Annotated in this window: 17 protein-coding genes; 16 read left to right on the top strand and 1 reads right to left on the bottom strand. The window is 43.9% G+C overall.

Going from position 1 to position 22,455, the window contains the following annotated elements; genetic code table 11:
* The first annotated feature begins 10 nt into the window (after positions 1 to 10).
* From HFA01_RS14285 to HFA01_RS14250, 8 genes are all read left to right on the top strand, one after another.
* Entirely contained in the window at positions 11 to 1,453 is a 1,443-nt protein-coding gene (locus HFA01_RS14285) for an O-antigen ligase family protein (protein ID WP_146817390.1), read from the top strand.
* Positions 1,454 to 1,464: 11 nt separating this feature from the next.
* Positions 1,465 to 2,547, top strand: a complete 1,083-nt coding sequence (locus HFA01_RS14280; RefSeq protein WP_174787835.1) for a glycosyltransferase — start codon at positions 1,465 to 1,467, stop codon at positions 2,545 to 2,547.
* A gap of 396 nt (positions 2,548 to 2,943) precedes the next feature.
* Entirely contained in the window at positions 2,944 to 4,401 is a 1,458-nt protein-coding gene (gene nhaC, locus HFA01_RS14275) for a Na+/H+ antiporter NhaC (RefSeq protein ID WP_146817388.1), read from the top strand.
* Positions 4,402 to 4,419: 18 nt separating this feature from the next.
* Positions 4,420 to 5,580: a beta-aspartyl-peptidase gene (gene iadA / locus HFA01_RS14270; RefSeq protein WP_246139339.1), complete on the top strand. Its 1,161-nt coding sequence runs from the start codon at positions 4,420 to 4,422 to the stop codon at positions 5,578 to 5,580.
* A gap of 91 nt (positions 5,581 to 5,671) precedes the next feature.
* Positions 5,672 to 7,696, top strand: coding sequence for a sigma-54 interaction domain-containing protein (locus HFA01_RS14265; protein WP_146817386.1), 2,025 nt, complete (start codon positions 5,672 to 5,674; stop codon positions 7,694 to 7,696).
* Positions 7,697 to 8,415: 719 nt separating this feature from the next.
* On the top strand, positions 8,416 to 9,861 hold the full coding sequence (gene zwf / locus HFA01_RS14260) for a glucose-6-phosphate dehydrogenase (RefSeq protein WP_146817702.1): 1,446 nt from the start codon (positions 8,416 to 8,418) through the stop codon (positions 9,859 to 9,861).
* Positions 9,862 to 9,900: 39 nt separating this feature from the next.
* On the top strand, positions 9,901 to 11,313 hold the full coding sequence (gene gnd / locus HFA01_RS14255; protein ID WP_146817384.1) for an NADP-dependent phosphogluconate dehydrogenase: 1,413 nt from the start codon (positions 9,901 to 9,903) through the stop codon (positions 11,311 to 11,313).
* Between the two features lie 243 nt (positions 11,314 to 11,556).
* Positions 11,557 to 12,012: an RDD family protein gene (locus HFA01_RS14250; protein WP_146817382.1), complete on the top strand. Its 456-nt coding sequence runs from the start codon at positions 11,557 to 11,559 to the stop codon at positions 12,010 to 12,012.
* A gap of 121 nt (positions 12,013 to 12,133) precedes the next feature.
* Here the strand turns inward: HFA01_RS14250 and HFA01_RS14245 are convergent, their stop codons facing one another.
* Positions 12,134 to 14,074: an InlB B-repeat-containing protein gene (locus tag HFA01_RS14245; RefSeq protein WP_146817380.1), complete on the bottom strand. Its 1,941-nt coding sequence runs from the start codon at positions 14,072 to 14,074 to the stop codon at positions 12,134 to 12,136.
* Between the two features lie 396 nt (positions 14,075 to 14,470).
* Between HFA01_RS14245 and pgsB the strand changes: the two genes are divergently transcribed.
* The 8 genes from pgsB (at position 14,471) to HFA01_RS14205 (ending at position 22,432) form a co-directional block, all read left to right on the top strand.
* A complete protein-coding gene (gene pgsB / locus HFA01_RS14240; protein ID WP_146817378.1) occupies positions 14,471 to 15,652 on the top strand; it encodes a poly-gamma-glutamate synthase PgsB in 1,182 nt (393 codons plus the stop codon).
* 14 nt (positions 15,653 to 15,666) lie between these two features.
* Positions 15,667 to 16,116, top strand: coding sequence for a poly-gamma-glutamate biosynthesis protein PgsC (gene pgsC, locus HFA01_RS14235; RefSeq protein WP_146817376.1), 450 nt, complete (start codon positions 15,667 to 15,669; stop codon positions 16,114 to 16,116).
* A gap of 12 nt (positions 16,117 to 16,128) precedes the next feature.
* Positions 16,129 to 17,274 carry a CapA family protein gene (locus HFA01_RS14230; protein ID WP_146817374.1) on the top strand — a complete coding sequence of 382 codons (1,146 nt, stop codon included), beginning with the start codon at positions 16,129 to 16,131 and terminating at the stop codon, positions 17,272 to 17,274.
* Positions 17,275 to 17,389: 115 nt separating this feature from the next.
* Positions 17,390 to 17,773: a hypothetical protein gene (locus HFA01_RS14225; protein WP_146817372.1), complete on the top strand. Its 384-nt coding sequence runs from the start codon at positions 17,390 to 17,392 to the stop codon at positions 17,771 to 17,773.
* Positions 17,774 to 18,007: 234 nt separating this feature from the next.
* Entirely contained in the window at positions 18,008 to 19,648 is a 1,641-nt protein-coding gene (ggt, locus tag HFA01_RS14220; protein WP_146817370.1) for a gamma-glutamyltransferase, read from the top strand.
* 344 nt (positions 19,649 to 19,992) lie between these two features.
* On the top strand, positions 19,993 to 20,751 hold the full coding sequence (locus HFA01_RS14215) for a YveK family protein (protein WP_146817368.1): 759 nt from the start codon (positions 19,993 to 19,995) through the stop codon (positions 20,749 to 20,751).
* Entirely contained in the window at positions 20,741 to 21,439 is a 699-nt protein-coding gene (locus tag HFA01_RS14210; RefSeq protein ID WP_146817366.1) for a CpsD/CapB family tyrosine-protein kinase, read from the top strand. Before HFA01_RS14215 ends, HFA01_RS14210 begins: the two co-directional genes overlap by 11 nt.
* A 222-nt stretch (positions 21,440 to 21,661) precedes the next feature.
* Positions 21,662 to 22,432, top strand: a complete 771-nt coding sequence (locus tag HFA01_RS14205) for a tyrosine-protein phosphatase (protein ID WP_146817364.1) — start codon at positions 21,662 to 21,664, stop codon at positions 22,430 to 22,432.
* Positions 22,433 to 22,455: the final 23 nt, after the last annotated feature.

Here is a 22,455-nt window from a genome sequence, read left to right as displayed (position 1 = left end):
GGTGCACCGCATGCCAATTGATATCAAAAAACTTTACTTCGTTCCATTGACGCTCCTGCTCCTTATCGGAGGCGCCTACGTGGATGTGACGATTCTCGATCTAGCGATTATGCTGGCTTTTGCCGCCTATGCGATATTTAAGCCGAAGAATTCATTGATCATTTTATTCATGTATTTCCCGGTCCGTCCGTTCTTATTGGAATTCAACCCGACATTGAAAGGGATCGGGGACATCATTATCTTCGCTCTATTATTCCGGATATTAATCATGTACCGGAAAGACTGGAAGAAGCTGTTCGACTTTTACTGGTTTGAATATGCCTTTTTCGCGTTTTGTGGTGTTGGAGCCGTCTCTGCATTGATTACAGGCGTATCTCCTGTCGCAATCATTTTCCAGATTCGTGGAATTCTTCTATTCTATCTCGTTTTCTATATTGTCAGAAGGCTGCACATCACAAGAGAAGATATTCGTAAGTTCATCTTCACGACGCTGATTGTAGCTCTTATGGTCAGTATTCACGGAATCATTGAGAAGCTTTCATTAAGAAGCTGGCTGCTTCCAGAGAGCTGGGAGAACATGCCGCTGTCTTCGAAAAATAGAATCCGCATCTACGGCATGATCGGAAACCCCAATGTTCTTTCTTATTACTTGAGTTTTGCCGTTGTTCTCGTGCTTTACTTCCGAGAGATCTTCACAGGAAAATGGCGCACATTCCTTTATGTAAGCATTGCGCTCATGTTTGGCGTATGGTCTCTCACGTACTCACGAGGAACATGGATTGCCTTCGGTGTCGCTTTGCTCATCTATTTGTTGGTGACAAGGACATGGAATTTCCTGAAACCGATGCTCCTTGCTCTTGTAGCTGGTATCGTGCTGGTTGCCGTTCCAGTCAGTGTCGGCACATCCATTGTCGAAAATACGAATTTCGGACAGGAAAGCAAAGAACGCCAGTCGCAGTATGACGACAGTGAAGGAAGTTTCCGTGATCGCATGGGATCGACGTTCGATAAAGAAACCCGTGAACAGAGCAGTCAGTCCGGCCGATTATGGATTGTTAATAAAGGATTTGAAATCTTCCTTGATCACCCGATTATCGGAACCGGATTTGCGACCTTCGGTGATGGGGCGACGTTAAGTTTTGGATCCCCGATCTACGATGACTACAACATCGACAGGGAATTTTATTCAGATAATCAATATATCCAGGTGATCACCCAGACAGGAATCGTGGGTGTCGTTCTGTTCGCCATCTTCCTATTGAATATGTTGTATTTGATTTGGAAACGCAGAAACGTAACCCTGCTTGCTCCATTCCTACTTGCTGTCCTGATTGGAGCGTATGCAGCTGGAATGGTGTATAACATTTGGGAAGGCGATTCCTTTACGATCTTCTACTTCGCGATGCTTGGGTATCTCTTGAATATGAGGTCCGAGCATGAACACGACATGTAAGGGGGAGGAAGATGAGTAAACGCGTGCTGGTCATCAGCAATATGTATCCAAGCCGGAAAACACCGACCTACGGCATCTTCGTGAAGAACCAAGTCGAAGCTCTAAAACAGAAAGGCCTTCACATCGATACCGCTGTAAATAAGGACAATCGTTCCGGAAAGCTGAACCTTTTAAGAAAATATGCCTTGTGGTTTGTGAAAATCCTATTCGCCCTTCTTACGAAAGGTAGAAAATATGACGTCGTTCATGCACATTATATTTTCCCGAGCGGTCTCCCCGCTCTCTTTTTCAAAAAGTTGTTCGGAACCAAGCTGATCGTCACATCCCATGGCGGTGATTTGGACCAAATGGCGAAAAAGGGCGGGTTGATCCGCAAAGCGACAGAAAAGATTCTACTTGAAGCGGACGCTGTCATTGTGGTCGGAGAAGCTTTAAAGTCGGAAGTGACGGGTGAATTCGGAGTCCCGGCAGAGAAAGTATCGGTTATCAATATGGGAGTCGACCGTGATGTCTTCCAACCGCGCAATGCGAATGAAGCGAAAAAAGAGTTGCAGCTCTCCACAGACAAGAAGCACATCCTTTTCGTCGGCAACCATATTAAAGCAAAAGGACTTCAGGAACTCTTACAAGCGTTTCAAGACTTGAATGTAGAGAAAGCCGAGCTTCATTTCATTGGCAGTGTGAAAGATGAAAGCTTTCTCCAAGAATTGAAGCAATCGATACGTCCTGAGTACAAGGAAGCCGTTCATTTCCATGGTACGAAAGATCAAGCACAGCTGGCTAAATGGATGGCAGCGGCTGACGTTTTCGTCCTGCCCTCTCATATTGAAGGATTCGGACTCGTCGCTCTTGAGGCGATGTCCTGCCATACACCAGTCGTCGGGTCAGATGTAGGTGGGCTTTCCTATCTGCTACGCGATGGGACCGGTGTTCTTGTTGAGCCGAAAGATGCAGATTCATTGAGAGATGGAATTCAGCGTGTTCTCACAGAGCCGGATTTACGAGAATCGATGATTGAAAAAGGGGAAGCCGCAGCAAAAGAGAATGATAGCAACGTTCTCCTAGAGCGCATTGTTACCCTTTATGAAACGTAAATGTGAGAGAAAGTTCTCGTGTAAATACATGGGACAATAACCTTTAATGGAACACCTTTACAGTTGTACTGACAATTGTGAAGGTGTTTTCTTATGAGAAAATACCATCAAGTTTTCAGAGTGGATTTATGGATAAAAATGTAAGACCTGGTCATCCAAAAATTAGTTTCCTTCCATTCATGAGAAATTAAAGATGCATAAAGTCTATTCCTGTGTGTCTGATTTTGGTGGGATATAAGTGATATAGATCCCAATTGTATCCCGTTCTGTCCCTATAAATATGAAGAGGAAAATCTGATAAACTCTATTTACGTCGAAAAATTCTGTTATTTTTAAGTTGGCATAAAAATTGCATGTATGTAGATATGCGTTAAAAAATTTTGAGGGGGAAAAGGGATGAAACAAAAACCGAGTTTCTTATTAGCCATTACGCCAATCGTATCGATGCTGCTTCTGTTAGGTATCGGATATGGGGTATTCCATATGGAGGCAGAGCCGCTTCTTATTATTGCAGCGATTATTGCAGCTCTCGTAGGCCTGAAAGTTGGAGTGAAATGGGAAGAAATGCAGCAGGGCATTGTCGAAACCACAGCAAAAGCCTTGCCGTCGATTTTGATTTTGATTACAGTTGGAATTCTAATCGGGACGTGGATGGTCTCCGGGACTATTCCTGTCATGATTTATTACGGAATGAAATTAATTAATCCTGAATTTTTAGTTGTCACGGCGTTCGTCGTTACCGCTGTTGTTTCTGTCTTTACAGGTACTTCCTGGGGCTCAGCAGGTACCATGGGTGTTGCGATTATGGGGATTGCCCTCGTGCAAGACGTTTCCCTTCCGATGACAGCTGGTGCTGTTGTGGCTGGTGCTTACTTTGGCGATAAACTGTCTCCATTATCAGATACAACGAATCTAGCTCCAGCGGCTGCTGGGAGCAATTTATATGAACATATCAAACATATGCTCTATACAACGATCCCAGCTGCTGTGGTCGGATTGATCATTTACGTTATCGCTGGCAGCGGAGCTGCTGGAGGTGGAGCTGACGCTGATGAGAAACTAGCGATGATGACGGAGACGCTGAATGCTTTATATGACTGGAACCTTCTTTTGATTCTTCCGGTGATTATCGTTCTTGCTGGGTCGATCATGAAGTTTCCTACCATTCCTGTTATGTTAGCTTCCGTAGTAACGGCTATTGTCATTGGTGTGACGATGCAGGGCGTAACGCTTGAGAGTGCTTTCGTAGCAAGTGTGAGTGGGTTTGATGTGACGATGATGGGTGGCGCATCTTCTCTGTCTACTATCTCCGAGGATGTTTCCGGGCTATTAAACCGCGGGGGAATGGAATCAATGATGGGTACGACGCTGATTGCTTTTTGTGCGTTTTCTTTTGCTGGGGTTTTAAGTAAGACAGGGTCTCTTGAAGTGGTTCTTGAAAAAGTAAATGATGTTGCGAAATCAACGGGTAGTCTTATTCTATCAACGGTTCTCTCTTGTTTAACGATGGCGATTACGACAGGAAGCTCTTACTTGTCCATCCTGGTTCCGGGTGAGTTGTTCCAGAAGGTGTACCAGGAACGTGGCCTTCATGCGAAGAACTTATCTCGTACACTAGAAGATTCAGGAACAGTGGTCGTTCCAATCGTACCTTGGTCATTAGCCGGAGTTTACATGTCCACGACACTAGGCGTGCCGGTCATGGAATATTTACCTTGGGCAATCATGTGTTACGTCGGATTTATTTTTGCCATTATCTTCGGGTTTACAGGGTTCTCCATTGAACGTACTACTCCGTCTAAACAAAATCCTGTAGAAGACTACCATGATCAACCACTATACAAAGTTAAATAGATGCTGGAGGGACCTATCGTGCTTCGTTTATTGAAAAATGCTCAAGTCTATACACCACAATCCATTGGCCAGAAGGACATTCTTCTTGCTGGTGGCAAAATCGTAGAAATCAATGACTCCATCCAAGTAACAGGCGTGGAGGTGGACGTTCTCGATCGTTCAAATACGATCGTTATGCCCGGCATCGTCGATCGTCATGTGCACATAACCGGTGGCGGAGGTGAAGGAGGATTCGCCTCGAGTACACCGGAGGTTCAGTTAAGTCACGTGGTCGAAAGTGGAATCACCACCGTTGTGGGGCTGCTCGGTACGAACGATGTTGGGAGAACGCCAAAGAACCTGTTAGCGAAAACCAAGGCCCTACGGGAAGAAGGGTTAAATGCTTATATGCTTACCGGAGGCTATGGGTACCCTTCAAACACCATTACAGGGGAAGTTCGGGAAGATCTTTTATTTATAGAAGAGGTTCTAGGGTTAAAGCTCGCCATCGAAGACCATCGTTCTTCCTATATTACGTCGGAAGAATTGAAACGGCTTGCATCCTATGTGCGTGTGTCTTCCATGCTTGCCAAAAAGAAAGGCTTTATCCATTTACACATGGGAAGTGGAAAAGGGCATTATGAGCAGCTGTATCGGATACTTGAGGAAACCGATCTGCCTATCAGTTTATTCAGCCCCACACACGTGAATAGGACAGCTGGTCTGCTGGAGGCTTCTGTAGAATTTGCCAAGCGGGGCGGTCTTGTGGATATCACCTCGAACGTTGGAATGAAGGGCGAAGGGAAGAGCCTGACTCCGGCTGAAAGTCTGCTTCATTTATTAGATCAGGGAGTGAAAATTGACCAAATCACCGTCAGTTCAGATGCAAATGGAAGTTTGCCTGTGTTTAATGATGATGGACAGTTGACAGGGATGAAGGTAGCCGGCTTCCAACCAACATTAAAAGCACTTCGTAGTCTTATAAAAGACGAGAGGATATCCGTTGAAGACGCAATCAAGCCATTTACAACCAATCCGGCTCAAGGTCTTGGACTGAAAGAGCGCGGTCACTTCAAGCAGGGAAGTTATGCGGACTTGTTGGTGTTGAATGAAGAAGACCTATCCATATCTGATGTCCTGATCAACGGGACATCGTTCGTTCATAAAGGAGAGATTGTTAGAAAAGGAATGTTTGAGTAAATCAGAGCTCCCGAGCCTTGTTTAGGAAACTAGACAAAGCTCGGGAGCTCTTTCATACTTAAAGAAAAACACATGAAGGAGCAGGCACCTTATGAGAACAATCAGCGTGATTTCATTAGGGGAGAATACATTACATAGTGTCGTTGAACAATTACGCCGGTATTTAGGGGAAGAAGTGGAGGTGCGTGGTTTCTCTTTAGAGAGAGGGATGGAACAAACGCTTGACGATGAAGTCGTGGTATTGACCGGGGTCACGGTTTACCGGCTTGTTTATGAGAAGGTTCAAACGGCTAAGAAAGTCATCATCGCAAGAAGAGCGCTTCGATACGAGTTTATCGAGCCACTTTTATCCATTAAAGAAAACGAAAACGTCCTGCTTGTGAACGATACAGAAGAGAGCTGTACGGAAGCCATTGATCAGCTGAAACGGCATGGGTTTGATTCATTCACGTATCATCCTTATTTTCCAGGGATGAAAGAGTACACACCCTGCCCGGTCGCCATCACTCCAGGTGAGCCTCACCTTATTCCAAAGCGTGTGCAGGAAGTGATTGATATTGGTACGAGACAGATGGATATCACAACAATCACCGAGGTGCTGGTGGAGCTAGGGGTGCTTGAGACGTCTGGTTCGCTCGCTTCAGCTGAATATGTGAAAGATATCATGAACGTGACGAAACACCTATCAACGCTGAACCAGCGATTGGATTACTCAAATTTCCTTACTACGACCATCCTGGATAAGTTCCCAAAAGCACTTCTATTCTGTAATGAAGCAGGGGAGATTACTTATTTTAATGAAAAAATGACACACATCTTTCAGGAGCGGGAGATGCAGGAGTTTGGTGTACAAGATTTATTCGGTGATGACTTTGTGTTAACGGAAGCCTATTCAGAAAGAGATCATATTGTACATGTGCGCGATATGACGTTAATTACATCTGTTGAGAAGATTGAAGACCATGACGAAGTGATCACGTATTTATTAGAGGTCGAAAACTATGATACGTTCCAACAGGTGGATCGAGAGTTGCGAAAGAAGTTGAAATCACATGCTTACACAGCGCAGTATAAATTCGAGCACCTCCACACGCGAAATCCAGCGATGAAAGAAATGATTGGCCTCGCCAAGACAATGGCGCGGGGGCATTCAACCATTCTTATACAAGGGGAAAGTGGAACAGGGAAAGAAATCCTGGCTCAATCGATTCATAACGAATCCGCTCGTTCAAAGCGCCCCTTTGTAGCTGTGAACCTCGCAGCCTTGTCTTCTTCGATTTTAGAAAGTGAACTGTTTGGATATGAAAGTGGAGCGTTCACAGGAGCACATAAAAGGGGAAGGAAAGGCTTGTTTGAAGAGGCGCATACAGGGACGATTTTTATGGATGAGATTGGTGATGCTCCTCTTGAGCTACAAGTGAAATTATTGCGGGTTCTTCAGGAAGGAGCTGTTCGTAAAGTTGGGGGAACAGAACAAGTCCCAGTCGATATAAGAATTATTGCCGCAACAAATAAAGACCTCGAACAACGGGTACGCGAAGGGACATTTCGAAGAGATCTTTATTATCGTCTCAACATTCTGCCGATAGAAACTCTTCCTCTTAGAGAACGACGTGAAGACATTCTTCCTCTTGTTCAATACTATTTGAATCATTTTGCACAAGAACAAGTATATGGATTGAGTCAGTACATAGATGAAGGGGCGATTTCTTTTCTTGAGAGTCATCCTTGGCCGGGGAATGTGCGGGAGTTAATGAACGTGGTGGAATTTATCGTGAACATGCGTTCCGTCAGTGGGAAACTAACTTATGAGGAGCTACCTGCGTATATAAAGAGAGAAGGTGCTTCGGATCAGGGAAATAGAAAAGCCGACAACTCTTTTATGTTATCAGAAGAAGAGGAAGTCCTGCTTGTGGTTTACCAGAAATTTGGCATTGGTAGGAGAAAGATTGTGGAGGAACTGAAGCAAAAAGGCATTCATATCGGAGAAGGGAAAGTGAAATCAATCATTCATTCTTTGAAATACAAAGGATGGATCGATGTAAATAAAGGCATTCGGGGTTGTACAATTACAGAAGAAGGGCGTATTTATGTGAAAGAAAATATAAATGTATGAAAAAAATCAGGGTGTGCTATTACGTTTACGAGCTTTTAAAATTAAGACCATTCTTTTATTTACAGTGTTAACCTCTGTTGTGTTTTTGCATTTTTAACTTATTCAAATGAAAATATAAATGGCCACATCGATGGTTTTGTATTTATAGCACAATTTTCCATTCCAGCCACTTTCACAGGTATTCTTTTAGCTGAAGGATGTATTTACTTAGTTAGGAAAGCAGACACGAGCAAAAAAGAAAATAATAAAAGGAATTGAAAACTTTAAGGATGTTTCACACTGGTAAGAAGAAAGCGTACCTATGAGTTCAGATTCTTTGTAATGAACGGGTTTAAATCAAATATAATATGAAAATTTTTTTCAATCTATTGCAAATAAGAGTGAAAACGCTCACACTAAGAGTATAGCCGACATACAAAGCGTCACGTTTCTCACATCGCTGAAATTAAGCCTGATGCGGACTGTGTGCCTCCTGTTGCCTCTTTAAAAACAGCCGAATTTTCAGTAAAATAATTTTCATGGCAAACTACACATTTTAGACACATTTCATAAATGTCATGAATGAGGTAAACAATAAAACAGTGTTCCTGGCGCAAGCCTGTTCACTTACATATTTGATACTCATGCTTTATACTAATAAAAGCTGAAAAGTACAGGAGGTAACACGAATCATGGACCAACACAACATGAATAGTCATGGAATCGATACCGCAGAAATGATGGACGACATGACGTTTGTTTTATTCGGAGCAAGCGGTGATTTGGCGAAACGTAAGATCTATCCCGCTCTCTATAATTTATATATCGAGGGGAAAATGCCGAATTCCCTATCCGTCGTAGGCCTTGGACGTAGACCTTACACGCAGGAAGATTTCCATAACATCATTAAAGAGTCTCTGGAAACTTTCTCAAGAAGAGATGTAGACGAATCAAACTTGGACGAGTTCCTATCCTCTTTCCGTTATTTCATTTTTGATGCGATGAAGGATGAATCCTATCAGGGATTGAAAGCCTTTATTGAAGAAAGAGAAAGTGAGCTCTCCATTCCAGACAACCGTCTGTTCTATCTTTCGGTTGCACCGAAGTTGATTGAGCCGATCTCGGCCTCTCTTCACGAGAATGGAATTACAGATACAAGCGGTTGGAAGCGTCTGATTGTTGAGAAGCCATTCGGGAGTGACTTGCACTCTGCCCGTCATTTGAATGCAGAGCTTACGAAAGTTTTCCGAGAAGAAGAGATTTTCCGTATTGACCATTACCTTGGAAAACCGATGGTGCAGAACCTTGAATCGTTGATTCGTCCGAATCCGATTTTGAAGGCACTCTGGAACCATGAACAGATTGCGAACGTTCAGATTACAGCAAGTGAGACGGTCGGTGTTGGAACGAGAGCCGGTTATTATGATAAGGCTGGGGCCATTCGTGATATGGTACAGAATCATTTGCTTCAGCTAGTGATGATGACCGCGCTTCACCACCCGGAAAAACTGACGCCGAAACAAATTGAAGAGAAGAAAAAAGCAATTATGGAATCGCTACGCCCGGTAGAGGAAGATGAAATTTCTAAACATGTCGTGCGTGGACAGTATGAAGCGGGTGAAATGAACGCAGAGCCGATTCCTGGTTATTTAGAAGAAGACGGTGTAGCGGAAAACTCCAATAACGACACGTATTTCGCTGCTCGTTTGTACATCGATAACGATTATTGGAAAGGCATTCCTTTCTACATCCGTACAGGGAAACGTCTGGAGAAAAAATCGACACGCATTATTATTGAGTTTAAGAACGAAGTTGCGGCGGATGAAGATGCAGCTGGTGCGGTGTCCAACTTGTTGATGATTGAAATCAATCCGAACGAAAGTGTAGGACTGCGCATCAACTTGAAAGACGATTCGAATGAGAAATTCGAACCTGCGTACATCAACTTCTCTAAAAACCTGGATGCCCAACCAGAGGCTTATGAAAACCTATTGGAAGACGCCATGCAGGGACACTCTACGTATTTCGCTCATTGGAGCGAGGTGGAGCTTTCCTGGAAGTGGGTTCAGCCAATCTTGGAGGCGTTCGAAAACGATGCTCTCCCTCTTCACGGTTATCAAGCCGGATCCGAAGGGCCGGAAGCAGCTGAGAAGCTCTTGAACGAAGACGGCTATACATGGTGGTAAAAACTTTTACAGATAGAATGGAAAGGATTTGATCGGAACATGGATAAGCAGAACATCGGAGTCATCGGTTTAGGAGTTATGGGGGCGAACCTTGCCCTTAATATCCAGGACAACGGCTACACAGTGTCTGTCTACGATTACTGGACAGACCGTGTGGACGAACTGGTCGGAAATGATGAGAATACAGGGAACATTTCTGGTGCCTACAGCGCTGAAGAATTCGTCGCTTCCCTTGAAAAACCACGCAAAATTTTGATGATGGTCAAAGCAGGAGAAACGACAGATAAAGTGATCGAGAGCCTTGTCCCTCACTTAGAAGAAGGCGACATGCTGATTGACGGCGGAAACACGTACTATGAAGATACTGAACGCCGTGCATCCTACTTAGAAGAAAAAGGCATCCACTTCATCGGAACAGGATTCTCTGGTGGGGAAGAAGGAGCTCGTAAAGGACCATCCATCATGCCAGGTGGACCAAGCGAAGCGTATGCAGAGGTTAAGCCGATCTTCGACGCAATCGCAGCCAACGTTGAAGGCACACCATGTGCAGCTTACATGGGTCGCGGCGGTGCCGGCCACTACGTGAAAATGGTTCACAACGGCATCGAGTATGGTGACATGCAGTTGATCTGTGAAGCATATTTCATCATGAAAAATGTTCTTGGTCTCTCTGCTCAAGAGCTTCATGAAGTCTTCAAAGAGTGGAACGAAGGAGAACTCGACAGCTACCTGATCGAGATTACAGCAGACATTTTCACAAAAGTAGATGAAGAAACAGGTAAGCCGCTTGTCGAAGTCATCCTTGATACGGCCGGTCAAAAAGGAACAGGAAAATGGACAAGTAAGAGTGCTCTTGACCTTGGTGTCCCACTCCCAATCATCACAGAGTCCGTATTCGCACGCTTCATTTCAGCGATGAAAGAAGAGCGCCAGAAAGCGAGCCAATACCTGACGGGTCCAGAAGTCACATTTGACGGAAACAAAGAAGAAGTCATCGAGTCTCTTCGCAAAGCGTTGTACATGAGCAAGATCTGCTCCTACGCGCAAGGCTTCGCACAGATGCGTGCACAGTCCGAAGAAAAAGGATGGGACCTACAGTACGGAGACATCGCGATGAACTTCCGAGGCGGCTGTATCATCCGTGCCCAGTTCCTGCAAAAGATCAAAGACGCTTACGATAAAGACGAGAACCTGACGAACCTGCTTCTCGATCCTTACTTCCAGGATATCGCTGTTTCTTATCAAAAAGAGCTTCGTGAAACACTCGCTCTTGCGATTCAAAACGGTGTACCGGTACCTGCATTCTCAAGTGCCCTAGCTTACTACGACAGCTACCGTACAGCCAAGCTTCCAGCGAACTTGCTGCAAGCACAGCGTGACTACTTCGGTGCGCACACATATCAGCGTATTGATAAAGAAGGTACATTCCATACCGATTGGATTAACGGATAGTACAAATCGAAAAGCGCAAGCCTGTAATAGGGCTTGCGCTTTTTTTATTTCAAACGCGCGCGTAAGAGGATAAGAAGCTCACACAGGAGGTCAGTCACACACAATAACGGATATTAAGTCAGGATTGAATTATTATATGTACTTTTACATTTCCTAGGTGCGTGATAAGGGGACCATATGGAAAGGACTAAAAATTCCAAAATGTGGTATATACACCTTAACTACGAAAAAGGAGATGGAAGCATGGACATCAAACAACCTGCAGGGTTTTGGGCACGCTTTGCTGCCCGGTTACTGGATGGGATTATCCTAGGTGTTATCTTCTCCCTGCTCACTTATGTCATTTATGGAGAGTTCTTTAGAGATTACAGCCCTCTAGATATTTTGAACACAGTATATTTCATTGTTCTGCCGATTGTATGGTACGGGTATACGGTAGGGAAAAAAGCAACCGGAATTCGTATAGTACAGAAGGATGGTTCAGAGGTAGGGATCAAGCAGATGTTGTTGCGAGAGCTTATCGGAACCCTGGTTTATGCGACTACTTTAGGAATTGGCCTGATCGTCAGTGCGTGTATGGTGGGAATTCGTGAGGATAAGCGAGCAATTCATGATTTTATCGCAGGTACGTATGTCACTCATCACGTTCCCGAGAAGTCTACCAGTACCTATGTACAAGGAAATGAAGTTTCTCAGTAATGGTCCCTGAGGTAGAAAAAGCAAATCATGACGTCTGTCTGCTGCGGATTTAGTTGACGTAAGATCAGAATCTCATAAAAAAAGCTCCCGTTTCATAAACGGGAGCTTTCAAATGAATGTTTCATTCAGGTGCCGTCTCTTCTTTTTGTTCTTCAAATACGGCAATCATATCTTTATTCGTATCCATGAGAATGGAAGCACTGGCAGATGTACTCGTATGACTCCCTTTCCATCGTACAAACGTCCATCCTTCTGCCGGGACCGCTTGGATTTGAGCCGTTTGACCGGCTTTGTATTCACGTTGAGAGGTTTGAACGGTTCCTTCTCCAACCACGGAAAGGTTCAACATATAGGTTACGGGTTCAGGTTTTGGTTCAGGCTTTTTCTTGAAATGAGCCGTGACAGTCTTGTTTCCATTCATCGTGACCGATAGATTGGTGCTGGAATGTGTGACAGATCCACTCCAACCATTGAATACCCATCCTTCTGCCGGTACAGCTGTTAATTGTACTTTCGTGCCTTTATTGAACTGACTTCCGGAAGGATTCTTTTGAACGTGTCCCTCTCCATCCTTCTTGATATTCAACTGGTAAGTAGCTGGTGCTTCCGGCTCTTCCGGTTCTTCAGAAGGTTGAGACTCATCAACGGGATCTGCGTCATTTTCTGTCGGCTGTTCTTTTTTCTTGAATACAGCGTGTAGGCTTTTGTCGGCATCCATCTCGATGACAAGGTTAGGGTTTGTGTCATTAAGAGCCCCTTCCCAACCTACGAATGTCCATCCTTCTTTTGGGCGGGCGCGGAGAGAAACCTTCTCCATATGGGCAAAGGTGGTTTCTAAAGTGTCCCTGTAAATATCTCCCTGCCCTTCTTTGCTTAGGGCAAGATTATGCTTAATCGGTTCGAACACGGCCGTGACACGCATATGATCTTCGATGGTCATATGTTGTGGATTGCTGGCTCCCGATACATCCCCTTCCCACCGGACAAATTCATATCCTGTCGCAGGGCTTGCTTCTATGCTGATGTCCTCTCCAGGCGTGTAGTTTTCTTTATTCGGAAAAACAGTTACGACTCCTTGTCCATCCACTTTTGTTTGAATATATTTGTTTGCGCCTTCTACAAACACATCCATTTGTTCTTCAAAATCTTCAAACTTAATGGTTAGTGTATCTTTCCCTTCTTCCTGTGCTGTCAGTACAGCGGTTTGGTCCGGGCGAATATTGATGTCAAATAAGCTTTTCGCAATCGACCACTCTGGTTTGATTTCCATATCGTTAGCATCTGCATCAAAACCTTTGACAGTCAGCTCCACGGACTCTCCAATAGATAACGGATCAATTTCTTCAGGAGTGACTTCGATGCTGTGAAGCAATTGTTGAACGACCTCGATGGTTACAATCTTCTTATATGAACCGAAAGCCGCAGACACTTCAACCTCTCCAAGCTGCGCAGCCTGAAGAGACACCTCTTTTGTTCCCTCTTGGAGCTCGCTAGTGTTTTCGTTCTCGATTGACCAGTCAGCTTCCAATGGGGTAGCTTCCCCCTTCGGATTTTCCCATGTTAACGCCAGTTCCATGGAATGGTCTTTCTGAACTCGTTTCCTCTCAGCTTGGATAGAGAGATTATCCTCAAATTCTTTCATAGCTTTTTGAATCTCCTGAGTTTCCCCAGGGGAAAGCTCCATTCCTTTTTGGAGTACTTCGTAACCCTTGCGTGCATCGTTCTCGCTGAAATGGATATCAGCAAGACGGAGATAAATGCGCTCCTCATCAGGAGTTTCATAAAAACCCTCTGTTAGTGTCTGAACAGCCTGCTCATGTCCGCCCATGGCGATGTAGACGTCTGCAAGTCCAAGTCTTGCATCGACATGTCCCGGTTCTTTCCTTATAACCGCTTCGAATAGTTCAGCGCTTTCTTTGTAGGACTCTTCCTTATAAGCCTCCACAGCTTTTTGATACGTACTGTCGATCGAGTTGGCCCCGACGGCCTGGTATGTAAAAAAAGTGCCGCCCCCGATAATTAATACACCGGCAACGAGTAAAAGCATAACTTTTACATTCATTTTGCTCCCGCCTTTCTTCCTGGGTCAGATATGCTTGTATTATACATGAAACTATGAAAAAAATGGTAGAAATTTCGTGGTTTTTGTAGTTTTATAAAGTTATAGTTCTGATTATTTGGAAATCACGAGGGAGATGTAACTTGTAAGCGTAATCTTGGGGTAGAGGTCGAAAAATTGTATATCTTTTCTAATAAAACGTTTACAAGTGCTTTACACTACCAGGGTTGTTTGGTATTTTATTACCAGTGTTTTTTTTAATCGGGTAAATTTTACTAGTTTCAGACATCATCAGATGTTTTTTTTTGTAAAATATTCGATTATACGGTTGTCGAATATACTCGACTAACTTATACTATGTGAAGCTTAATAGAAAACGAGAAGAGGAAGTGAACACACATGCTATTAATTCCTATTGTGTTGATCACGATTCTTATGATTGGCCTCTATGAATGGCGCCAGCATAAGAAGAATATAGAAGCTCTTCCTATTCGGGTGAACATTAACGGTGTACGGGGAAAGTCCACGGTCACACGGTTAACCACTGGAATTGTGAAAGAAGCGGGCTATAAAACAATAGGCAAAACAACAGGAACATCAGCCAGAATGATCTTTTGGGATACGCCCGAAGAATTACCGATTAAACGTCGCCCTGAAGGACCGAATATCCGTGAACAGCGGATGGTCGTCAAAGAATCGGTCGATCGGGGCGCAGAGGCACTCGTCAGTGAATGTATGGCGGTAAACCCTGATTATCAAGTGACCTTCCAGGAAAAAATGCTCCAGGCAAACATTGGTGTCATCGTTAACGTACTCGAAGACCATATGGATGTTTTGGGACCGACACTGGATGAAGTGGCGGAATCCTTTACGGCAACGATTCCATATAATGGGCACCTCATCATTTCGGAAGGCCCTTACGTTGATTTCTATAAAGAGGAAGCAGCGAAGAGAAATACAGAGGTGATTGTCGCGGATAACAGTAAAATTCCAGACTCCTACTTAAGGAAGTTCGAGTACATGGTCTTCCCTGAAAATGCGTCGCTTGCCTTGGGTGTTGCCCAGGCGATTGGAATTGATGAAGACACAGCTTATCGCGGCATGCTCAATGCACAGCCCGACCCGGGAGCTATGAGAATTCTCCCAATGGGGAATTACGAACGTCCTTCTTATTTCGTCAATGGATTTGCAGCCAATGACGCGGTGTCAACGATCAACATTTGGAAGAGGGTCGAATTTTTAGGCTACCCGACAGAAAATCCTATCGTTATCATGAACTGCCGGGAAGACCGGGTCGATCGAACAGAGCAGTTCGCAGAAGATGTTCTTCCTTATATTCCTACTGATACCCTTATTTTGATTGGTGAAACGACCGAACCGATTGTAACGGCTGTAGAAGAAGGAAAAATTAAAGTCGACAACCTGCTTGATCTTGAAGGGCAGACGACGGATCAAATCATTGAGGTGCTGTCCGGCATGATGAAAGACCGTGTCATTTATGGCGTGGGGAACATTCACGGAGCTGCGGAACCGATGATTGAAAGACTACAAGATTATAAAATTCAACCCAATGTCAGCTAGGAGGAAAACATTAAATGTTCGGTTCTGATTTATATATCTCTCTTGTACTTGGAATTATACTCAGTTTAATATTTGCAGAAAAAACAGGGGTGCTCCCTGCAGGTCTCGTTGTACCGGGGTACTTGGCATTAGTATTTGACCAGCCGATATTCGTGGCTGTTGTGTTTTTCTTAAGTTTATTAACTTATGTCATTGTAACCTATGGTGTTTCAAGGTTTACGATTCTGTACGGTCGAAGAAAGTTCGCCGCTATGCTCAGTACAGGAATTGTATTGAAACTACTGTTTGATTTCTTTTATCCTATTGTTCCATTTGAAATCATGGAATTCAGAGGGATCGGTGTTATTGTACCTGGTTTGATCGCTAATACGATGCAGAAGCAAGGGCTTGTTATCACAACCGCAAGTACATTGCTTCTCAGTGGTCTTACGTTCTTGATTATGACGTTATACTACCTCATTTAGGATGGATCACAAATGTCTAAGAAATTAACTTTTCAAGAAAAGATACTCACAAGAATTAAAAAAGATAAGAAGTCGACGAACAAGCACGTATGGATCGGGTTACTGATTACATTCCTCTTCATCGCAGGCTTTGAAACGTTTTACAAACAGCCGGTTCCTGAGGCTGAAGAGAACACGTCCGAATTCCGAGCTACGTTTGTAGGCGATATGATGTTCGGCAGGCACGTCACGGATGTGATTGAGAAGAACGGGACACCTTTCTTATTTGAAAAAGTAGCTCCTTACTTCCAGTCTTCGGATTATGTCACGGGAAACTTTGAAAATGCGGTGACCCTCAGTTCAGAAGAAGAGTACACCCTTCTTGATAAATCGATTCACCTGCAGTCGGATGAAAGTCCTGTAACAACGTTGAAGAACATGAACTTCACCAACGTCAACCTGGCGAACAACCACTCGATGGACTATGGAGAAAAAGGGTTGAAGGATACCATCAAGACAATGCAAAACGAAGGTCTTTCCTATGTAGGGGCCGGGGAGAACATTGAAGAAGCCCAGACGATTGATTATCAGGAGGTCAAAGGACTGACCGTCGCAACGCTTGGGATCAATGATGTTCCTGTAGCAGGTTCGCCTGCATTGAAGTATCGTGCGGGTGTGGCGGAAGCGGACCCTGAAGATTTTCTTCCATTAGTTAAAGAAGCAGAGTCCAATGCGGATATGGTCATGGTCCATGTTCACTGGGGAGCCGAGTACGACAACGAACCTCATCCAAGACAGCGTGATATGGCTAAGGCTATTGTTGATGCAGGAGCAGATGTCATCATCGGGCATCACCCTCACGTCTTGTCTCCTGTTGAAGTCTATAAGGATTCCGTCATTTTCTATAGCTTAGGGAACTTCATTTTCGACCAGGGCTGGTCTAGAACGAGGGACAGTGCTCTCGTTCAATATGACCTTCAGGAAGACGGGACAGGTCGCTTTGAAATTCTGCCGATGAGAATCCGTGAAGCTCGTCCTTCCCTGACGGAAAACCCGTATAACACGAAGAAAATCTTCTTCCAGTTGACCCGTGATATGCCGGAAGAAACCTTTAAAGAAGAGAATGGAAAACTGGTCTTTGAAGTGGATCATTCCTCTATCCTTGACCAGAAAGAGTAAGCTAGGCACAAAGAACTGATTGTTTTTTTGAAAGAGGGCTTCTCCAAATGGAGAGCTCTTTACATAAAACTAGGTTTGCATACTATTAAATTGGAATTTGGGGAGTGTATTGTTGATGAAAATCGTAAAATCTGTAGTTCCTTTTGTTCTGTTGTTGGCAGCGATGGTTTTTATGACTCAATTCAAGCAGTTGGAAACGTTGACGGCTTCTGAGGAGACCGAAATCGATCTATTCACAGAAGCTCTGGCTCAAGCGGAATTAGAAGAAGAAACGACTACGAAGGAAGAGACCTTAACAGCTTCTGCAGAGACAGAAGTGGTTGAACCGGTTTCTATGACGACGGCTGAGGCTGATCAGGAAGAGAGCTTTGCTATTACAAGCGACGGAACCGTCGTACGTGTCTATAACCAAGCAGGGGAACAGATCTATGAAACTTCCCTGACTGATTGGGAACAAAACCGTACAAAATATTACGAGAAATACCAACTGGGTTCATAATAAAAAGGAGAAGCCACACTGAAACGTTCAGTGTGGCTTTCTTTAGGAGGAAGAAACGAATTTGTTTCAGGCTTTCCTTTCTCTCTGTTGTAGCCAACGGGGCATTCCTTTATAATAGATAACGGTCGTTTTTTACAAAGGATAGTTACATAGAGTCAGAGATGGATAGATTACATACGGATAACTTAGGTCATCATGCCTATGGAATGGTGAGGACAGAAGGGTGAGCTTGTGATGGAGAACAAAGGTATATTTGTCACTTTGTTTATTGTAGTGACGCTTGGTGTCGGTTGGGTGTACTATAGTCAGGGCACGTTTCAAACGGACATTCCCGATTATGAAGTCGAAGCGACTCCTCCTTTAGAGACATCGGAGGGATATGGAGTCAGTTCCACCCACCCGCTTGCAGTGAAAGTGGGAATGCAAGTATTAAAAGACGGTGGGAATGCAGTCGATGCGGCTGTCGCTGTTTCTTATATGCTGGGGGTTGTTGAGCCTTATGGTTCTGGTATCGGTGGAGGAGGAGAGATGCTTGTCCTCCCGAGTGGTAACGAAGAACCAGTCAATTATAAATACAAAGAAATTGCCCCGCCTTCCGGTGGCAGCCCAACTTATAATTTCGCTGTTCCAGGAATGGTCAAAGGGATGGAAGCCGTCCATGAAGATTTTGGTACGGTAGAGATGGCGCAACTATTAGATCCGGCGATTCAGTATGCCTCTTACGGTTTCCAAACCGATGCGTTTTTAACAGGACGCCTTAAAGGAGCGGCCTATCGGATGAGAATTGACGAGCTTGACAACTTCTATCCAGGCGGAACGGCGATTGAACCAAATGAGAAGCTGCGCCAGCCTGAACTGGCAAGTACCATGAAAAAAATCCAGGAACAAGGATCGGATGCCCTTTACTCCGGCGAAATCACCGATGAAATTGTCTCTAAAGTCCGAGGCATCACGAAGGAAGATTTTGAGAGCTATGAAGTGGTGAAGAATGAACCGGTCCAAGGGGAATTTGCAGGATACCAGGTGTATTCTTCTCCTCCGCCTCTAGCCGGTGTTACGTTGATCCAATCATTGCAAATGGCTGAAATGCTTGATATTGAACAAACCAAAGGACATCCGGCGGATTACATCCATCTTATTGGTGAGATCTCTAAAAGGACCTATGATGATCGTTTAAGTGAGATCGGAGATCCGCGTTTTTATGAAAACGACATTCAAGAACTGACGACTAAACCTTATTCCGAAGAGCTTGCCTCCACCATCTCTATGGATAAACTTTCCGATCAGTACGAAGTGAATGATTCAGAGGCTGACATTGAAGACCATGACAACACCACCCACTTTGTAGTGGTCGATAAAAATGGCATGATGGTTTCTGCAACGCATACACTGAGTAACTTCTTCGGATCCGGACGTAACATTGCAGGCATTTTCCTCAATGATACGATGAGGAACTTCAGTATTAGTGGACTTCCCCCCAACAACCAGGAACCGGGGAAGAGGCCAAGAAGTTTCACAGCCCCAACGATTCTAACCAATGGTGAGAAGGTCATAGGAATCGGTACTCCAGGCGGAAAACGAATTCCGATGGTGCTGACCCAAGTCCTCACTCAAAACCTTTTATTCAATGAACCAATTGAAGAAGCGATCCAAGCTCCAAGGTTTTATATCGAAGACAATAATATATTCGTAGAAAAAGAGTTTGATAAGGGGGTTCGACGTGAATTGGAAGCGCGTGGATACAATGTGTACCTAAAAGATTCTCCTTTTTATTACGGAGGTGTCCAGGCGCTGGTCGTCGATCGAGCCAATACGACGATGTATGGTGGGGCAGACAGCCGCCGTGATGGTACATGGCAGGTAAATCAGGAATAAGTTCAGAGGCCACATGAGTGATCTTGTGTGGTCTCTTTATTGAGAAAAACTTCTAATAACGTCTGAGCCATCAATAGTAAACTCAAGTGTACGCTTTTTAAGCAACTTCTTGTCATTAATTCTCCATACATAAAAAGCAAATAGTTCTGGGGAATTTGTCGTGTTTTGTCAATATCAATTCTATTACCCTACAATTTTCTCAAATAAACCCGATAATTGAGGATAGAAAGAGCATTATATTGTAAAGAAATAGTTAAAGATTCCTAAATCTACAGTCGCTAGAAAGATATCTTATGCTATAATGTCGATATCTGTTTATTCGACAACCAACAGGAGGTTTATTCATGGAGGAAACGATTTCCTTGAAAGAGATTTTCGAGGTACTGAAGAAACGTATAGGGCTGATTATCAGCTTAGCCATTCTAGCTGCAGGACTGAGTGCGGCGTACACCTTTTTTCTTGTTACTCCCACGTATCAAGCATCTTCGCAATTCATTGTCAGCCAGTCTCAGAATCAACAGCAAAACGCCCCTTACGATATTAATGACATCCGGACGAATGTGGAATTGATCAATACTTATAATGACATTATTAAAAGTCCCCGCATCTTAGATATCGTCGTAGAAGAGCTTGGGGTGGATTACTCCTCAAGTACACTAGCAAACAAGCTGCAAGTGTCCAGTTCTGAACAATCCCAGGTGGTAAGCGTCACAGCGACAGACAGCAATGCGGTACTTGCTGCAGATTTAACGAATACAACCGTACGTGTATTTAAGGAAGAAGTCCCGCAATTGATGAACGTAGATAACGTCAACGTGCTTTCCAATGCGGAAGTCGGACCTAATCCATCTCCTCTCAGTCCGAACCCGGCATTGAACATTGCCATCGCTCTTGTGGTCGGCCTTATGGCAGGTGTCGGAATTGCTTTCTTATTAGAATACTTAGATAATACGATTAAAAACGAGGAAGATATCGAAGAAAACCTTGGTCTGCCCGTTCTGGGAGTTGTTTCAACGATTACAATTGATGACCTTCCCGCCCAAGGCCGTTCCAGAAAAAAGTCGAACGTTACAGAAATGAGAGGTGAGTCCGTTGGCACGTAAAAAGAAGCACCAAACCGTCAATTCAAGAGCTAGAAACATCGTTGCTGGCGACAATCCGAAATCACCGATTGCCGAACAGTTCCGGACCATTCGGACGAACTTACAGTTTACTTCCGTTGATCAAGAATTAGAATCCATGCTCGTTACATCGGCAAGCCCTGCAGAAGGAAAATCCATCACGACGGCAAATACGGCTGTAGTCTTTGCCCAGCAAGGGAAGAAGACATTGTTAGTCGATGCGGATTTGAGAAAACCGACGATCCATTATACCTTCCGTGTAGCTAATACGAGTGGATTGAGCAATTACCTCGTAGGGAATGAGCAAGTCTTCAAATTAGCGAGTGAGACACATATCGATAACCTGGATGTTGTGACATGTGGACCGATTCCTCCGAATCCATCCGAGCTACTTGGATCGAAGAAAATGCAGCGATTTATTGAAGAAGCGAAACAATCGTACGATATGATTGTTTTTGATACCCCACCTGTTCTAGCGGTAACAGACTCTCAAGTATTATCAAACTTTGTAGATGGCGTCTTACTTGTCGTTCGCAGCAAGCAGACAGAGAAGGAAGCGGCTGTGAAAGCGAAAGAATCATTGGAACAAGCCCAGGCGAATATTCTAGGTGTTGTCCTTAATGATCAAGACTTGAAATCCAGCAATTATTACTACTATTACGGACAATAGTTTAAAAGAAGAGCTGAGTTCAGCTCTTCTTTTTTTATAAGAATCTATATAGGTGTATATACAGCGAGATGAAGAATTTTAAAAAATAGTTATTTATTTTCAAAAAGAACGAGAAATCCTCTTCAAAAGAATGTCTAAAATTGGTATAATCAAAAACAGATTATATAAAGAGATAGAAAATATTAACCATAGGTGTAGAAAATAAAGAGGGGAGTAAGTCTTTTGATTGATATTCATAGTCACATCCTACCAGGTGTCGATGATGGGGCGCAGACAATTGAAGAAAGCATTCAGATGGCGGAAGCAGCAGTAAAAGATGGTATTACGCATATTGTTGCCACCCCCCATCACAATAACGGAGCATTTAACAATTATAAAAACAACATCAAGATTCAAGTGGCAGAGTTGAATCGTACCTTCCAAGAACGAGGCATTAATCTACAAGTCCTGCCCGGTCAGGAAACGCGAGTGTTTGGGGAAATGATTGAGGGATTGAGAGTGAACGAAGTGCTTCCAATCAATGATGACACGAATTATGTGTTTGTCGAATTTCCGTCAAGCTCTGTACCACGATATGCTTCTCAGTTATTCTTTGATATGCAGGTAGCTGGGTATCAGCCCGTTATTGTGCATCCAGAGAGAAACAAAGCGATTATTGAAAACCCTGACCTTCTTTATTCGTTCGTGAAAAAAGGAACGTATGCCCAACTGACAGCCGCAAGTGTCTGCGGGAAGTTCGGCAAGAAGGTCAAGAAGTTTTCTGAACAATTGATTGAAGCGAACCTAGTACACTTAGTTGCTACCGATGCACACAATACGACTTCCCGAGGGTTCTGCCTATCAGAAGCGTATAGTGAAATCAGGAAAAACTATGGCCTTGATCTAGTGTACCTGCTTTCTGAGAATGCGGAGGATCTTATTGCAGGACGAGTGCTGCAGGCAGAGCCGCCTCATCATATAAATAAAAAGAAAAAGGTTCTTGGATTGTTTTAGTAGATGAGTAGAAAGTGATTTTG

This window comes from Halobacillus faecis (genome assembly GCF_007991335.1).
In the GTDB taxonomy this organism is placed as follows: domain Bacteria; phylum Bacillota; class Bacilli; order Bacillales; family Halobacillaceae; genus Halobacillus; species Halobacillus faecis.
This window is presented reverse-complemented; position numbering and strand designations above follow the sequence as displayed.

Excerpts from the sequence above, each read along its gene's own strand:
- HFA01_RS14250 (WP_146817382.1), top strand. The coding sequence starts at position 11,557 with ATGGACATCAAACAACCTGCAGGGTTTTGGGCACGCTTTGCTGCCCGG.
- HFA01_RS14230 (WP_146817374.1), top strand. The coding sequence starts at position 16,129 with ATGTCTAAGAAATTAACTTTTCAAGAAAAGATACTCACAAGAATTAAA.
- HFA01_RS14225 (WP_146817372.1), top strand. The coding sequence starts at position 17,390 with ATGAAAATCGTAAAATCTGTAGTTCCTTTTGTTCTGTTGTTGGCAGCG.
- HFA01_RS14280 (WP_174787835.1), top strand. The coding sequence starts at position 1,465 with ATGAGTAAACGCGTGCTGGTCATCAGCAATATGTATCCAAGCCGGAAA.
- HFA01_RS14265 (WP_146817386.1), top strand. The coding sequence starts at position 5,672 with ATGAGAACAATCAGCGTGATTTCATTAGGGGAGAATACATTACATAGT.
- HFA01_RS14245 (WP_146817380.1), bottom strand. The coding sequence starts at position 14,074 with ATGAATGTAAAAGTTATGCTTTTACTCGTTGCCGGTGTATTAATTATC.
- pgsC (WP_146817376.1), top strand. The coding sequence starts at position 15,667 with ATGTTCGGTTCTGATTTATATATCTCTCTTGTACTTGGAATTATACTC.
- zwf (WP_146817702.1), top strand. The coding sequence starts at position 8,416 with ATGGACGACATGACGTTTGTTTTATTCGGAGCAAGCGGTGATTTGGCG.
- pgsB (WP_146817378.1), top strand. The coding sequence starts at position 14,471 with ATGCTATTAATTCCTATTGTGTTGATCACGATTCTTATGATTGGCCTC.
- ggt (WP_146817370.1), top strand. The coding sequence starts at position 18,008 with ATGGAGAACAAAGGTATATTTGTCACTTTGTTTATTGTAGTGACGCTT.
- gnd (WP_146817384.1), top strand. The coding sequence starts at position 9,901 with ATGGATAAGCAGAACATCGGAGTCATCGGTTTAGGAGTTATGGGGGCG.
- HFA01_RS14285 (WP_146817390.1), top strand. The coding sequence starts at position 11 with ATGCCAATTGATATCAAAAAACTTTACTTCGTTCCATTGACGCTCCTG.
- HFA01_RS14215 (WP_146817368.1), top strand. The coding sequence starts at position 19,993 with ATGGAGGAAACGATTTCCTTGAAAGAGATTTTCGAGGTACTGAAGAAA.
- nhaC (WP_146817388.1), top strand. The coding sequence starts at position 2,944 with ATGAAACAAAAACCGAGTTTCTTATTAGCCATTACGCCAATCGTATCG.